Origin of the sequence: Pseudomonas sp. Tri1, assembly GCF_017968885.1 — a bacterium.
GTDB lineage: Bacteria > Pseudomonadota > Gammaproteobacteria > Pseudomonadales > Pseudomonadaceae > Aquipseudomonas.
Window position 1 is genome coordinate 2,560,969 of the sequence record NZ_CP072913.1, and the last position, 14,932, is coordinate 2,575,900.

The window sequence follows — 14,932 nt, forward strand, 5'->3', positions numbered from 1 at the left end:
TCATTTTAATTACATGTCTATACTGACATGTCAAAAATATAAACATGTGGTCGAATAATAATGAATGAGCAACCGGCGGCATTGAGCGAAGAAGACCGCGATTACCTCACCACGCTCGGCCCTGCGTCGTTGAACGAAGGGCCAAGCACCGTGCTGGATGAGGCTTGGCGAGCGTGCTTGCAGGGGGCTATCGATCGCCCTGTCGGAGTCAGGCGGGTGATTTGGCAGTCCTGGTTGCGCAGCGTCAATGCCGGCCTCGATCCGGAAGATGGCGAATACCGTTTTGTCGCTCCCGCCGACCTGACCGAGACACTGACCGCCAACCGGGTGCTGATCGCCGCTGCGGCGCAAGTCATGCGCGGATTGCTCGCCTATAACCCCCGGGGCCATATCAACCTGACCGATGCCGAAGGCACGACTTTGCATTTCTGTGGCCTGGATCTCACACCCATAGGCAGTCGACTGCTGGAGTCGGTACAAGGCACCAATTGCACCGGGCTGGCGATTGTCGAAGACCGTTTGGTCTATGTGCTGGCCGAGGAGAACTTCGGGGTTGGCCTGCGCCAACGCCGCATGCATTGCACCGCCGCGCCAATCCGCGATGCCCAGGGCCGGACGCTGGGTATGTTGACCCTGACGGCGGAGCCAGGCTGGTTTCATTTCCATACGCTGGGCACTGTCCAGGCCGCGGCCGAGGCGGTCTCAAGGCAGATGGCGTTGCAAGCCTTGCTGCAAGAGCAGCAAACAGTCCTCGAGGTGCTCAACGAGGGCTTGGTGGTATTGGATGAACAGGGCTGCATCAAGGCGCTCAACCATTACGCCCGACAATTGTTCCGCGTGGGCCATGACCTGCTCGGCAAGCCGTTCAAGAGCCTGGGGCAGAGCGAATTGACCGAGGCCGTCCTGCTTGCCAGCGGGGAGGGCGTGCGGGACCTGGATTGCACCTTTGAACTGCACGACCGCAGCCATCTGGCGTGCCTGGTGTCGGTCTGCCCGCTGGAGCAGGGCGGGCGGATTGTGTCGTTGCGCGAGAACCGCCGCATCCGGGAAATCACCCGGCGGATCATTGGCACCCAGGCCAGCTACACCTTCGAAACCATCCAGGGCCGCTCACAGGCGATTCAGGATGCAATGCACCTGGCCCGGATTGCCAGTCGCAGTGATTCGACCACGCTGATCCTCGGCGAGAGCGGCACGGGCAAGGAACTGTTCGCCCAGGCCATCCACAATGCCAGCGACCGTTGTGGTGGTCCTTTTGTAGCGGTCAATTGCGGGGCCATTCCCCGTGATCTGGTACAGAGCGAACTGTTCGGTCATGTCGAAGGCGCTTTCACCGGATCGGCTCGCGGTGGCTCGGCAGGCAAGTTCGAATTGGCCGATGGCGGGACGATCTTCCTCGACGAAATCGGTGATATGTCTTTCGATGCACAGGTCAGCTTGCTGCGTGTCCTGCAGGAGGGCGAGGTGACACGAGTGGGGGCGAAGAAATCGCTGCGGGTCAACGTTCGTATCATCGCCGCCACTCACCGCAATCTGAGTCAGGCGGTGGCCGAGGGGGCCTTTCGTGAGGATCTTTACTACCGACTCAACGTGCTGAACCTGACGGTGCCGCCCCTGCGGATGCGTCGCGAGGACGTGCCATTGCTGGCGCGGCATTTTCTCGCACGTTGTGCCCGGTCGCTCCGTAAGACCATGCATGACCTTTCCCCGGCGGCGTTGGATATCCTTAGCGCTTATCACTGGCCGGGTAACGTTCGCGAGCTGGAAAACGTCATTGAGCGGGCGACCAACCTGGCGATGAGCGAACTGATCCAACCGAACGATCTTGCGCTGGAGATCAGGCAACGAGGGCGACCCTCGACGTGGGGAAGTACCCCTGAGCCTCGGATGGCCCCCGACCTCGGCACCCATGAAATGAATGCAATCATCGCCGCCCTCACCGAAACCCGCGGAAACATCCGTCTGGCAGCTCAGCGGTTGAATGTGTCGCGTGGCGGGCTGTACAACAAAATGAGTCGGTTTGGACTCAAGATTGATGCGTTCCGTGCTTAGCAGGAGGCCTCACGGCCTCCAGATTTCGACATCCTGGGCATTTACCGCGTTGGGTAGCAAACCTGCGGCAAAAAAGGCGTTGGCAATTTTCTGCTGTTCGCTCAACTGATCGGCTGTCACCGGCTGTACCTGATAACTGCGATGGGTGTTGGCGGCCTCGACTGTCTCCACGTCGAGGTTGCCCCACAACGGCCCCAGGACCTGGGCCGCGTCTCGAGGATGGTTCTTGACCCAGGTCCCGGCTTCCTGCAGTTGCTCGTAAACGAGTTTGAGCACCTCAGGATGTGCTTTTGCGTAAGCAGTGCCGGTCAGGTAGTAGCGCTTGTAGCTGGCCAGGCCGCTGCCGTCGGCCAGGGTCCGCGTTGGCAGTTGACGCTGCACGCCGCTGAGGAAGGGTTCCCAGGTGACCCAGGCGTCAACCTTCTGATTTTCGAACGCCGCCCGGCCATCGGCGGGGGACAGGTACGCCGGTTGTATATCGGAGAACTTCAGGCCGGCCTTGTCCAGGGCCGCGATCAGCAAATAATGGGCGCCGGCCGCCTTGGTGACGGCGACTTTCTTGCCTTTCAAGTCCGCCAACTGCCGCAACGGCGAATCCTGGCGCACGACGATGGCTTGGGCTGAAGGTGAGGGGGCTTCTTGGGCAAAGTAAGTCAGCCTGGCCTGGGCGGCCTGGGCAAAGATCGGCACGGTATCGGCCACATCGGCGCTGACATCGACATTGCCGACATTCAACGCCTCCAGCAGTGGCAGGCCACTGGGGAACTCGTGCCAGCTCACGTCGATATTCGCCTCGGCGAGGGCTTTGTCCAGCTTGCCTTGGGTTTTCAGCAGCGTGATCAGGGTCGATGATTTCTGATAGCCGATACGCAGGGTTTCTCGTGCCTGGGCCGGCAGGGCGAGAGTCGACAAGACCAGCACCGCGACCAGGCTTGCCAGGGCCGGGCGGCGCAATAACGCCCCAGAATGCTTGATGAGTTTTGACATGGCGTGCTCGATATTGGCTAAGGAATGGGTAAACGCTTGACGAAGCTTATTGTTCTAAAAATCAATTTATAAATACTTTTTGAGTATTAGCTTAGGCGGCTTTGCCGGGATCAAAACGCGTATTGCAGACGGGTGTAGTAGTAACCGCCGGTGAACCCGAAGGGCGAATAACTGCCCCAGTTATCGCCGAACGAAGAGTTGCTGACACCGATATGGTCAGGGTATTTGTCGAACAGGTTCTGCGCGCCGACGGCCACGGTCAGTTGTTTGTTGATCGCATAAGCCACGTCGAGGTCGGTGATCCATTTGGCCGAATACTTACGATCCAGGCTTGGATCGCTCGAGCTGTTGACCTCGGTGTAGGTGCCATAACGGGTCAGGCGCAGGTTGACGTCGAAGTCGTTGATCGCCCAGTCGGCAGAGAAAATCATCTTGCTGCTGGGGGAGGTCTTGGTAATCAGCGCTCGGGACTGGCGGCCGAGCAACTGGAAGTCGCCCAGGGCGCTCAACTGCGAAGGGGTGTCGTTGACGCTGAGGATTTTCGTGTGGTTGTAGTTCAGCGCCGCGGTCCATCTCACTGAGCCATAACGGTCCAGGTTCTGCCGATAATTACCCACCACATCGACCCCGGACGTGCGGGTGTTGGCGCCGTTGGTGAAGTACTGCGCGCCGGCGGTGGCTGGCACGCCAATGCTGTCGAGCAGGGCGGCGACGCCCGGTCCCTGAAAACGCTCGCTGAGCACCAGGCGGTCGCGCAGGTTGATGACGTAGCCGTCCACGGTCAGGCTCAGGTCTTCGCTGGGTGTCAGGGCGAAACCGAGGCTGAAGTTGGTCGAGCGTTCGGGTTTCAACGACTCAGCCCCGAGCGCCTGGGCGCCGGCCGAATCCACCGGCAGAATCACGTAGTTGTACGACTGATAGACCCCATTGATGGTGTCGAACCCGGTCGAGCGCGCGGTGAAAATCTGATTGGCCAGTGACGGTGCGCGAAAGCCGTTACTGATGGTGCCGCGTATCGAGAACATCGGGTTGAATTCGTAGCGGGTGCTGAGCTTGCCACTGCGGGTGCCGCCAACGCCTTCGTTGTAATGCTCGTAGCGTGCGGCAACGCCGAGGTACCACTGCTCGACGGGGTAAAAGCCCAGGTCGATGTAGCTGGCAACGCTGTTGCGGCTGACTTTCTGCGCGTCTTCGGGGGTAATGCCATTGGTGACCTGGGCTCCGGGATCGGGGCGTTCGCCGGCCCGTGGATGGCCGACCGGGAACACATAGCCGCCATCGATGTAGGAGGCCTCGGAGCCAGCGCGGGTCTCGTAGCTTTCACGTCGGTGCTCGAAACCGAAGGCCACGTCCAGGGGTTTAGCCAGGCCGATTTCGTAGCTGTTTTTCAGGTCGAGGTTGCTGGTCAACTGATCGGCGATGTAGATGCCGGAGGTGAACTTGTTCGGCGTGTTTTCCCCCAGCGACGGGTTCTGGTTGTTGTAGGTGCGTTGCTTGGCGTAGTTGCGCCCGTACGTGCTGCTCAGGTCCCACGCCCAGCCGCCGAGGTCCTCGCCCTTGGCGCCGAATGCCGATTGGAAGTCGGTTTCGTTGACCAGCCAATAGGGGCTGTAGCCGTCGGGGTAGCCGTTGGGTCCGGTGGTAATCGTGTTACGGCCATTGGGCAGGCGGAAATTCTGCCCGTCGTTGTTCTCCCGGGTCGCCAATGTGGAGAACGAGTAGAGCGTGACGGCGTCGTTCAGCGGCAGATCGAGGTTGTAGCCGACATCGGCCAGTTGGCTGCGCGGCAGCCCGTAGCCTTTGTACGTGTGATGGCTGGCATCGGCCTCACGCGGGTCGGGCGAGCCGTCGGCCTGCGGGTAGTAATGGGAGGTGTAGCCGTTGCTGCCGGCCTTGTTGTCACGCTCTTGATAGCGGGTGTCGAATGAGACATTGAGCACCCCGGCTTCACCGATCTGGAAACCATAATTGAGCGCCTCCTGGGCAGTCCCGCGTTTACCGTCGTAGCCCTGGCCGAGGGTGGTGTCGGAGCTGCCTCCCGTGGTCTGCTTGAGGATGATATTGATCACCCCGGAAATGGCGTCCGAGCCGTACTGCGCCGCCGCGCCGTCGCGCAACACCTCGATGTGATCGATGGACGCCACCGGGATCAGGTCGAGGTCGCTGGGGGCTGCGCCGCTATTGATGCCGTTGATGTTCAACGTGGCGCTGGTGTGTCGGCGCTTGCCGTTGACCAGCACCAGCACATGGGACGCGGTCAGCCCGCGCAGGGTGGCCGAGCGCACCACGCCGCTGGCATCCCAGCCGGCGCGGTCGGGCAGGTTGAAGGACGGGATGAACTTACTCAGCGCCTCCAGCAGGCTGGGTTTGCCCACGGCGCGCAATTGTTCCCCCGTCACCACATCGATGGGCGTCGGGCTGGTGGTTACCGTGCGCTCGGTGGCACCACGGTTACCGGTGACCACCACGGTGTCGAGGGTCGGCGAGCCGTTTTCGGCGGCCTCAAGGTTGAATGAAGCGAGGCCGCAGGCAATCGACAGCGGCAGCAGTAACGGACGATAGGGCGTGGCACGGCGCGTTTGGCAGTTGAACATAAGCTTGAAGCTCCTGAATGTCGGCTGAGGTCCGTGTCACTTCTTGCGAGCGGCGACGGCTTCGATTTCCACCAGGCCACCGGGTAGCGGCAAGGCGACCACCTGGACGGCGGTGCGCGCGGGTTTGTTTGGCTGTTCGACGCTGCCGAAGAACGGCGTATAGCCTTCCTGTAGCCCGGCGAAATCGAGCTTGCCGCCCTTGGCTGGATCGCCCACCAGGAACACCCGCAGTTGCACCACATCCCCCAGGTCCAGGCCCTGGCTTTGCAGTACGCCCTTGAGTTTGTTGAGGATCGAGGTGGTCTGGATCGCGGTATCGCCGTAGGCGGCAAAAGAGTCTTTCGGCGCTTTCGGGTCGTGCAGGTCAGCGAGCAGGCCGCTGACGAACAGCAAGTCAGTTTGTGCGGGCACCGACACTGCCAGGGAGATTGGAAAATTGGAGTTAGGCAGGGCGATACGCTTGATCTCGTCGGCGTGGCTGGTGACGGCGGTGGCAGTCATGAGAAGTCCTGTGAGCAAGGTCATGGTTTTCATCGGTCAGTCCTTTATCGAAATGAATCAGGCGGCTACGCCCGGTTGCTGGCGCTCGGCATGGCGGCCGATCAGAGAGACGATGCGCCGCGCTGAATCAGCGGCGGTGTTCTGCCAGATACCGACACCGCCGTGGGCGAGGGCATCGCTGGCCAGGTAGGTGCGGCCCTGGGGTTGATTGAGGATCTGGTAGGCCTGTTCGCCGACCTCATCGTTGACGATCCACGGGCCTTTGCTGAACGGCACCTTGGACCAGTTGATAGCCACCGGTTTCTGCAGTTTGGCGCTGTGGCCGGGATGCAGCAGTTCGACGGCTTGTCGGGAAGAGGCGAACTGTTCGGCGAGGGGCTTCCTGGCGAAGGACTGGGCGGCTTCGCTGGTGTTGTAGGCCGCGACCAGGATGCCCTGATCACTGTTCAGGCGATCGCTGGGATACCACAGCCCCTTGACCTCATGATCCAGGTAAGACAGCCCGCCGAAGATGTTGAAGTCGGTCTCCCAGAATCGCGGCGACTGCCAGGCCACTTTGTTCGCCTGGTCGCTTTGCGCGCTGAGGATCGCTTGCTTGAAGGGCGTGCTGAAGTTGCTCGGCAGCCTGGCCAGCAGTGGCAGGGGCACGGTGACGATGGCGTAGTCGGCGCTCAGGGTCTGAGTCTTGCCGGTCTGGCGATCCCGATAGGTGATGCGGCTGCCAAGCTCTGCGGTCTGGATGTCGCTGACTTCGGCATGGAACCGAATCGCGTCCTTGAGCTTCTCGTAAAACGCGAAAGGAATCCGATCCATGCCGCCGACCGGCTGGAACATGGTCGAGGAAAACTCGGGGATTTCATCGAACACCAATGCTCCCCAGAGCTTGGGGTTGAGCAGTGTCTGCAATTCCAGCGGTGTGCGGGTAAGGCCGGTTTGATCGCCTGCACCGGGGATGCGGGTATAGCCCGAGCGCACCGACCCCTTGTATTTGAAGTCGGTGTTGAGGTCGCCATAGACCTTCAGGAAGTTCAGCAGCGCCTGGCGGTCGTCGGCACTCAGGTCCTGGTCCAGGGCCTTGCGGCTGACGGTGCGCGCCAGCAGTTCGGACAATTGTCCTCGAGTGTCGTTGACTGCCTGGCGCAGCTGGAACGCCGGCTGTCGGGCGTCCGGCAAGGCCAGCGCATTACGGCTGCTGTTGACCAGCACTTGCAGTTCGACGCCCAGTTCGCGGCAGTAGCCGAGGATCGTCTGGTGATGGCTGGGGATGCGCGCCGGGCCGGCGTTGAAAAACTGCCCGTCATCGAATTCCACGGTCTGGCTGATGCCGTCGTCGAAATCGACCTTGGTGCCACGCCGCAAGGTCCAGTTGCGTCCGCCAACCCGTTCACGGGCTTCGAGAATCGTCACGGTGAAGCCGGCCTTGCGCAGTTCGTAGGCGCTGACCAGGCCGGAAATGCCGGCACCGACCACCACCACGTGTTTGCCCTTGCCACTGTTGCCCAGCTGTAGCGGGGTGAAACTCGCGGCCACGGCCTGAGGTGTCAGGCCTAGCGCACCGAGGGCGCCGAGGGCGGCGGAATAACCACCGACGGCGGCAATGCGGGAAATCATTTGCCTGCGAGTGAAAGCCATGAAGTGCTCCTTGGCATGGTTGCCGATCAGGGGGTCAGAGGTCGTAGCGCACAGTCAGCAAGAGGGTTCGCGGATCGTTGATCGAGTAGTAGCGGGCGCCACTGGAGGGCACGTAGCCGACTGCCTGCGGGTATGCGCGGTCGAGCAGGTTTTTCACTGACAGCGTGGTGGTCCAGTGGCCGTCGCCGGAGATATAGCGGGTGTTGGCGTTCCAGAAGGTCTGCTGGGGAATTTCCTGGACGTCGTCGTTTAACGCGTTGGCGTAGGATTTGGTCTGGAACTGCGCATCGGTGCCGGCCAGCCAGGTGCCGGGCAATCCGGCCGGGATGGTGTAGTTGAGACCGACACTGGTGTTCCAGCGCGGCGAGTACACCAGTTGCTTGCCATTGGCATCGACCCCGGCGCCGCTGGCGTTTTCGAAATCGTCGTACTGGCTTTGCAGGTAGCCGAGATTGAAGGTCAGTTGCAGGTCGTTGGTCAGCGCGCTGAGGGTTTCCAGTTCGACGCCGTAGGTGTGCGCCTGGCCGACGTTGGTCCGCAGGCTGACCCCCAGCGCCGGGTCGTAGGCGTTGGTCTGCAGGTCCTTGTAGTCGTTGTAGAACAGCGCAAGGTTGGCGCGCAGGCGGCGGTTGAAGAAGTCGCCTTTGAAGCCGGTTTCCCAAGTGGTCACGTCTTCAGGGGAGAACGCCTGCTCGGCGGCAGCCTGGGTTGGCGCGCGGTTGTCGTAGCCGCCGGCCTTGAAGCCTTTGGCGACATAGGCGTACTGGTTGAGATGGGGCGTCCAGGCGTATTCGAAACCGAGTTTCGGGCTGGTGGACTGCCAGGACTTGCTCGAATCGGCGGTGAAGTTGGTGCCGGTGATCTGGCGGTCGGTGGTGACGGCGTAGTTGGTGTAGTCGAAGTTCTTGTGTTCGCGAGTGAAGCGTAGCCCCGCGATCAGCGACAGTTGCTGCGTGACTTTGTAACTGCCCTGACCATACAACGCATAGCTTTCGGTATTGGTCGTGCTGTATTGACCCTGGCCGATCACCCGGTTGCGCGCAATCGAGTAGGTCAGGCTGTCGCGCTCGGCATCGAACTTTTCCCGATACAGGTACAGGCCGGTGCTGAAACTGAAATCGTCGTAATCGCCGTTGAGCTGGAACTCTTGGGTGGCGTAGTCCTGCTTGTAGGTGATCAGGCTGTTCTGAATCAGGGCGGCCTGGCCCGAGTTGTCATAGTCCACCGGTTGGTTGAACGCGGAATAGGCGGTGACCGATTTGAAGTTCAGATGGTCGTCGATGGCGTAGATCGCCCGCAGCACCGAGCTGCCCTGGTCGAGACGGTTTTTCGGATTGAGGCTGCTGTAGCTCTTGAACTTGTCGAAGTGACCGTCGGCATCGAATGGGGTGTAGCTGGTGGTATCGCCACGGTCGAAGGTCCCGGCCAGGGTCAGTTGCACGTCCCAGGGCGAATCAATGGGATTGAAGCGCAGCTTGCCGCGGTAGGACTGCAGGTCGACATTGTTCACATCCTCGCCGCGGGTGGGATTGGACACGGTGCCGTCGCGGCTCAGGCGAATCGCCGAGAAGCTGCCGAACAAGGTGTTGTCCACCAGTGGGCCACTGATCAGCAGGCGAGCGTTCTGGGCGTTGTAGTTGCCGGCGCCGAGTTCGAAGAACCCTCGGGTTTCCTGGGTGGGGTCGCGGGTGATCACGCGGATCGCGCCGGCGCTGCTGTTGCGCCCGTAAAGCGTGCCCTGGGGGCCGCGCAAGACCTCGACGCGTTCGACGTCGTTGAAGTCGAGCATCGAGGAAATCGCCCGTGGGATGTACAGGTCATCGGCGTAGACCGCCACGGCGGCTTCCTGGATCGGGTCGGTTTCGCCGATACCACGAATCCCGTAGGTCTGCGCGCTGTAGGAGATCGACTGGCGGCTGAGGGTCAGGTTGGGCACTTGCCCGGAGAGATCGCGGATGCTCTTGATCTGCTTGTCCTCCAGGGCATTTTCGTCGAACGCGGAGATCGCCAGCGGGGCTTTTTGCAAGTCCTCGCTGCGGTGTTCTGCTGTGACGGTGACAACGGGGAGGGCACCATCCTTGGTGTTTTCTTCGGCGTGCGCTGACAACCCGAGCAAGGTCAGCGATACGGCCAGCGTCAGACGGTTTTTGGTGATGTCGTGCATGGTGAGCCCCAGGTGCGTAGGTGTGGCGTTGGTGTTTCATTTTTTTTGGGCAAAGCGTTGCCGCAGTCATGGCTTGAAAGTCATGGCGGAGGTGGCTTGGGCCGGTTCAGGTTTTGGGTGTGGCAATTGACCGTGGAGTGGTGTCGGCCGGAAAAACGTGCAGTTCCGAAAGCCTCCACCTGGTCAGGGGTCGGTGATGGTTGTAACAATATTTGTATAATAGGGCGCTGTAAAAGTCCGATTTGTTATAAGTTAATTATAAAAAATTGACATCAATATTGTTATTAAGATGCGTAATTCTGATGTTGCGCCGATGCGGATGTACTCAAATCCTGTGGGAGCGAGCCTGCTCGCGATGGGGTTGGCACATTCAGCATTGATACAAACTGAACGACCGCTATCGCGAGCAGGCTCGCTCCCACATGGGATGTACGTCTCCCGCCAGGATTGCCCGGGGTCAGTACCCGCGCTGTACATTCGCCAGGTTCTCTGGCGCCAGTCCGGCCAGGAACCGTTCGAGGTTGGCCAGGAAGCTGTCAGCGATTTCGTAGCGGATATTGCTGGAGATCGCTGAAGTGTGGGGTGACAGACGTACCCCGGGATGGGTGTAGAGCGGATGGCCGTCGGGCAGTGGTTCGGGCTCGGTGACATCCAGAGATGCCAGGCCAATGAGTCCGCTGTCCAGGGCTGCAAGCAACGCCTCCTGGTCAAGCAAACCGCCGCGGGCGATGTTGATCAGGTGCAGGCCCGGCTTGGCGCTGGCGAGCACCGTGCTGTTGACGATATGTCGTGTTGCCTCGGTCAGTGGCGCGGCCAGCACGAGGTGATCGGCTCGGGAAAACAGCTCATGGATATCCCGCGCGGCCTCGACTCCCTCGATTTCGAAGGGAGTCTGGCTCTGACGCAGCGCCAGCACATTGATGCCCAGGGCGTGGGCCTTGGTCGCCAGGCTACGGCCAATCGCACCAAAACCCAGGATCCCCAACGTACTGCCCTTGAGAGGCGTCAGGGCGGTGAAATTCCATTGCGCATCGTGCACCCAGATGTCCGGCAGGCGCTTGGCTGCCGCGAAGATCGCCGCCAGGGCGAATTCGGCGATGTTTTCGGCGGCACTGCCCCTGGACGTACTCACCGCAGGGCCGTCGAACAGCCACCTGGGGTAGAAGTCGATCCCCGAAGACACCACCTGGATCCATTTCAAACCGTAAGGCCAACCCGGAGGCGGCGTGTCCGGCGCCAGGTAGCCGCGCACATTGATGGGGCGTGCCAGCAACACGCTGGCGGTGGCCGGGAGGTCACTGGGGACGCCGGCCGGTACCTCGAGGACCTCGGTGCCAGGATGTGTGAGCGCGAGGCGCTGGCGAATCACCTGGTTGAAGTCTTCATCCAATTGGCTGGCGATCACGAGGGTGCTCATGGGAGGTCCTTTTTCTGACGTTGAGCGAACACCGCTTTGCCGACGCCCTGCAGCACGGCATCGTTTTGCGGGGTGTGGATGCGACTGCACAGTACGTCGCGGTAATGCCGTTGCAGCGGATTGTGCCGCGACAGACCCGGGTTGCCGGAGGCTTCGATGGCGAGCTCGACCGCACGGATCGCGTTGCCTGTCACCAGGTACTTCAATTGCGCGGCGTGGTGGGCGGGGGTGCGCCCTTCGGCGGCAGCATCGAGCAGGCTGCGGTTGGCGAACAGCAATGTGTCGATGTGCCCGACGGTTTCCTGGAAGCGCGGCAGGGTCGACAGCGTGGCGCCGAGGTTGGACGGCTTGCGCTGTTCCAGCCAGCCCACGAACCAGTCACGGGCGGCTTGCGCGACGCCGTCGTAGACCGCCGCGAGCAACACCGCCATCCACAGGAAGCCGTCGCTATCGAGTTCGGGCTGTGGCGCGCTCCAGGGGCTGACGCTGACCGCGTGATCCAGCGGCACCAGCACGTTGTCGAACAGCACTTCGTGGCTGCAGGTGGCGCGCATACCCAAGTGGTCCCAGTCCTCGATGATGCTGATGCCTGGGGTATCCCGGTGGACCAGCCAGGCGCCCACCAGCGGGTCTTCATCGGTGCTGCGGGCCCAGACGTTGAACCATGTCAGGCCATGGCTGCCGGTGGAGTAGATCTTGCGGCCGCTGATTCGCCAGCCTTCCGAGGTGCGCCTGGCGACAGTCGCCGGCAGACCGCCACGGGCCGGCGTGCCCAGGTCAGGCTCGACGCGCAAGGCATTGATCAACGCGCCGTCGCGCACGGCATCCTGGGCGACGCGCAAGCGCAATGCTTCGGGCCAGGTCCGGCTGTCCTGCAGGCGTGAGTGCTGGAGATATTGCATCACCAGGATCAAGGCCGTGGAGGGTTCGCCCTTGGCGACCGCAGCGATGACCTTGCGCGCCTGCACCAGGCTGGCGCCGCCACCGCCGAGCGCCTTCGGCACCGTCAGGGCCAGCAGGCCGTGCTCGTGCAGCAGCTTGAAGTTGTCCTGGGGGAAGTCGCCGCTCTCGTCATAGACGTGGGCGGTCGCGGCCAACTGTTGGCTGAGGCGTTCGAGCAATATGTCGAAGTCGGCGACATCAACCGATTGCAGCAAGGGTGGACGTAGGGAAGAAAGACTCATGGCGGGTTCACTCGATCAAAAAGGTAAGAGCCAGCTATAACTCCCGTGGCGAGAGGGCTCACAGCGGCAGCAGGCGGAAGTTGCGGTCCCACAGCGGACTCACGTCGAGTCGTTCGTTCAACACGCCGGCAGCGAAGAACAGATCGGCGACTTCCTGTTGCGAGGCGATGGCCTGGTCGTTCACTTCAATGATTTTCGTGGGCTGGCTACGGTTGTTGTACATGTCGAGGAACACTGCCTTGTCGACGCCCAGCAATTGCGCCGACTTGGTCGCCCAAGGCTCGGGATTATTGTTGATCCACTCCCAGGTGCGTGCCTGGCGCTGGATGTAGTCCTGGATCGCCTGCTTGCGTAGCGGGTCTTCCAGGGCTGCGGGTCGTGCGGCGATCAGGTAGTTGCCGGACAGGTAGCCCAAGGCGGTCTTGAGTACCCGGGCGCCACTGCGGAACTTTGCCAGTTGGATGAACACGCCATAGATCACCCAGGCATCCAGCTGGCCACTCTGGAATGCGCTGAAACCGTCCTGGGGCGTGAGCGCCACCGCGGTGATGTCGTTCATGGTCAGGCCTTGTTCCTTCAGGGCCTTGATCAGGAAATAGTGGGAGGTGGTCGAGCGCACGTAGCCGACCCGCTTGCCGCGCAACTGTCCGATCGATTCGATAGGCGAATCCTTGGGGATGAGGAATACCTGGTTGTTCACGTCACTTTGCAAGACGGCGATCAGGCGGGGTTGGCGATGGCTCTGGATGGAAAAGATGGGCGGGATTTCGCTCATGCCACCGACATCCAGACTACCGGAGGCCAGCGCTTCGACGATCAGGTTGCCGCCGGCGAACTCGGAATATGCGACTTTGTAGGGTGTGTTGCCGGTGCCGGCGTCTTCGACGAAGTAAGAGTCCTGTCCACGGTAGGTGGCGACCTCCAGGGTCAGGTCCGCAAGGCTCTTGCCTTGCGCGAAAACTCGCGGGGCGAAGCCCAGCGAGGACAGCCCCAGCGCGCCCAGGGCGAAGGAACTGGCCGTGAGGAAGTCGCGACGATTGATCTGTTTCATGCCACGGCCTCGCGGGTTGCATCATTCGCTCGGGCCGTCGGTGCATAGCGATTGGTGGGCACCGGTAAGCCCAGGTTGTCCCGCAGGGTATTGCCGCTGTATTCGCTGCGAAACAAACCACGTTGCTGCAGGATCGGCACGACCAGTTCAGTGAAATATTGCAGGCCGTCCGGCAGCAGGGAATTGATGATGAAGCCGTCGGCTGCGCCCTTCTCGAACCAGGCTTGAATGGCGTCGGCCACCTGTTCGGGGGTGCCGACAAAATCGCGCCGTGGCTGGGAGAAGCGCAGGGCGACTTCGCGCAAGGTCAGGCCTTCGTCGCGGGCCAGCTGTTTGATCCGCTCCGAGCCGCCTTTCTGGCTGTTGGCACCCAGGTCGCCCAGGTCGGGAAACGGGGCGTCCAACGGGTATTGGCTGAAATCATGGTCATTGAAGGGGCGGCCGAGGGCGACGATTGCGTCTTCGATGCTCACCAGTGACACCGCTTGCTGGTAGCGGTCTTCGACTTCGGCTTCATCGCGACCCACGATCGGACGGATTCCGGGCAGGATCGACAGTTGTGCCGCATCGCGACCAAAGCTGTTGGCGCGGCGTTTGAGGTCCTGGTAATAGGCGCGCGCTTCTTCGAAATTTTCGGCACCGACGAAAATCGCATCGGAATTCTCGGCGGCGAAGTTACGCCCGTCCTCGGAAGTACCGGCCTGGAAAATCACCGGCTGACCTTGCCGGGAGCGGGCGATGTTGAGCGGGCCCTTCACCGAGAAAAATTCGCCCTTGTGCTCCAGCGCGTGCAGCTTGCCGGGGGCGAAGAACTCGCCGTTTTTTTTGTCGTAGGTGAAAGCGTCGTCTTCCCAGGAATCCCACAGCCCCTTGACCACCGCCACGTGTTCCTTGGCGATCCGGTAGCGCACGGCATGGGGCGGGTGCTCGCTCTTGCCGAAATTATCCGCGGTACCGCTGAGCCACGACGTCACCACGTTCCAGCCGGCGCGCCCGCCGCTGATATGGTCCAGCGAGGCGAACTGGCGCGCCACCTGGTAGGGCTCCGTGTAGCTGACGGTGACGGTGGCCACCAGGCCGATGTTGGATGTCAGCGCCGCCAGGGCCGAGAGGATGGTCAGCGGCTCGAAGCGGTTGAGGTAGTGCGGACTGGATTTTTCATGGATGTGCAGGCTGTCGGCGATGAACACGAAATCGAACTTGGCGCCTTCGGCCAGGAGTGTCTGTTGCTTGTAGAAACCGAAGTCGGTACTGGCGTTGGGTTGTGCCTGCGGATGGCGCCATTCGCCCCAGCCGTGGCCGACGCCGTGGACCATTGCTCCGAGTTTGAGTGGGCGTTGTTTGCTCATG

10 protein-coding genes are annotated in these 14,932 nt (G+C 61.5%); 1 reads left to right on the top strand and 9 read right to left on the bottom strand.

The features are described from left to right. The first annotated feature begins 60 nt into the window (after nt 1–60). Nucleotides 61–2,052: a sigma 54-interacting transcriptional regulator gene (locus J9870_RS11420; protein WP_210644085.1), complete on the top strand. Its 1,992-nt coding sequence runs from the start codon at nt 61–63 to the stop codon at nt 2,050–2,052. Between the two features lie 9 nt (nt 2,053–2,061). On the opposite strand, the gene J9870_RS11425 is transcribed toward J9870_RS11420, so the two are convergent. From J9870_RS11425 to J9870_RS11465, 9 genes are all read right to left on the bottom strand, one after another. Next, nucleotides 2,062–3,039, bottom strand: a complete 978-nt coding sequence (locus tag J9870_RS11425) for an aliphatic sulfonate ABC transporter substrate-binding protein (protein ID WP_109753359.1) — start codon at nt 3,037–3,039, stop codon at nt 2,062–2,064. Between the two features lie 110 nt (nt 3,040–3,149). After that, nucleotides 3,150–5,633, bottom strand: coding sequence for a TonB-dependent receptor (locus J9870_RS11430; RefSeq protein ID WP_210644087.1), 2,484 nt, complete (start codon nt 5,631–5,633; stop codon nt 3,150–3,152). A 36-nt stretch (nt 5,634–5,669) separates the two neighbouring features. Next, nucleotides 5,670–6,167, bottom strand: coding sequence for a RidA family protein (locus J9870_RS11435; RefSeq protein ID WP_210644089.1), 498 nt, complete (start codon nt 6,165–6,167; stop codon nt 5,670–5,672). A 24-nt stretch (nt 6,168–6,191) separates the two neighbouring features. Then, complete coding sequence (locus J9870_RS11440) at nt 6,192–7,766, bottom strand: FAD-dependent oxidoreductase (protein ID WP_163858023.1); 1,575 nt, start codon at nt 7,764–7,766, stop codon at nt 6,192–6,194. Nucleotides 7,767–7,800: 34 nt separating this feature from the next. Next, nucleotides 7,801–9,930, bottom strand: coding sequence for a TonB-dependent receptor (locus tag J9870_RS11445; RefSeq protein ID WP_134924889.1), 2,130 nt, complete (start codon nt 9,928–9,930; stop codon nt 7,801–7,803). A 457-nt stretch (nt 9,931–10,387) separates the two neighbouring features. Beyond that, on the bottom strand, nt 10,388–11,347 hold the full coding sequence (locus tag J9870_RS11450; protein ID WP_210644090.1) for a D-isomer specific 2-hydroxyacid dehydrogenase family protein: 960 nt from the start codon (nt 11,345–11,347) through the stop codon (nt 10,388–10,390). Continuing rightward, nucleotides 11,344–12,531 (bottom strand): acyl-CoA dehydrogenase family protein, encoded by a 1,188-nt coding sequence (locus tag J9870_RS11455; protein ID WP_210644092.1) that lies wholly within the window; start codon nt 12,529–12,531, stop codon nt 11,344–11,346. The genes J9870_RS11450 and J9870_RS11455 overlap by 4 nt, the downstream gene beginning before the upstream one ends. A gap of 58 nt (nt 12,532–12,589) precedes the next feature. Further along, nucleotides 12,590–13,582 (bottom strand): ABC transporter substrate-binding protein, encoded by a 993-nt coding sequence (locus J9870_RS11460; RefSeq protein ID WP_210644094.1) that lies wholly within the window; start codon nt 13,580–13,582, stop codon nt 12,590–12,592. Beyond that, nucleotides 13,579–14,931 carry an LLM class flavin-dependent oxidoreductase gene (locus J9870_RS11465; RefSeq protein ID WP_210644097.1) on the bottom strand — a complete coding sequence of 451 codons (1,353 nt, stop codon included), beginning with the start codon at nt 14,929–14,931 and terminating at the stop codon, nt 13,579–13,581. The genes J9870_RS11460 and J9870_RS11465 overlap by 4 nt, the downstream gene beginning before the upstream one ends. Between the last annotated feature and the right edge of the window lies 1 nt (nt 14,932).

What these genes read in the sequence shown, in the direction of transcription:
- J9870_RS11420 (WP_210644085.1), top strand. Translation starts at nt 61, where the DNA reads ATGAATGAGCAACCGGCGGCATTGAGCGAAGAAGACCGCGATTACCTC.
- J9870_RS11425 (WP_109753359.1), bottom strand. Translation starts at nt 3,039, where the DNA reads ATGTCAAAACTCATCAAGCATTCTGGGGCGTTATTGCGCCGCCCGGCC.
- J9870_RS11430 (WP_210644087.1), bottom strand. Translation starts at nt 5,633, where the DNA reads ATGTTCAACTGCCAAACGCGCCGTGCCACGCCCTATCGTCCGTTACTG.
- J9870_RS11435 (WP_210644089.1), bottom strand. Translation starts at nt 6,167, where the DNA reads ATGAAAACCATGACCTTGCTCACAGGACTTCTCATGACTGCCACCGCC.
- J9870_RS11440 (WP_163858023.1), bottom strand. Translation starts at nt 7,766, where the DNA reads ATGGCTTTCACTCGCAGGCAAATGATTTCCCGCATTGCCGCCGTCGGT.
- J9870_RS11445 (WP_134924889.1), bottom strand. Translation starts at nt 9,930, where the DNA reads ATGCACGACATCACCAAAAACCGTCTGACGCTGGCCGTATCGCTGACC.
- J9870_RS11450 (WP_210644090.1), bottom strand. Translation starts at nt 11,347, where the DNA reads ATGAGCACCCTCGTGATCGCCAGCCAATTGGATGAAGACTTCAACCAG.
- J9870_RS11455 (WP_210644092.1), bottom strand. Translation starts at nt 12,531, where the DNA reads ATGAGTCTTTCTTCCCTACGTCCACCCTTGCTGCAATCGGTTGATGTC.
- J9870_RS11460 (WP_210644094.1), bottom strand. Translation starts at nt 13,582, where the DNA reads ATGAAACAGATCAATCGTCGCGACTTCCTCACGGCCAGTTCCTTCGCC.
- J9870_RS11465 (WP_210644097.1), bottom strand. Translation starts at nt 14,931, where the DNA reads ATGAGCAAACAACGCCCACTCAAACTCGGAGCAATGGTCCACGGCGTC.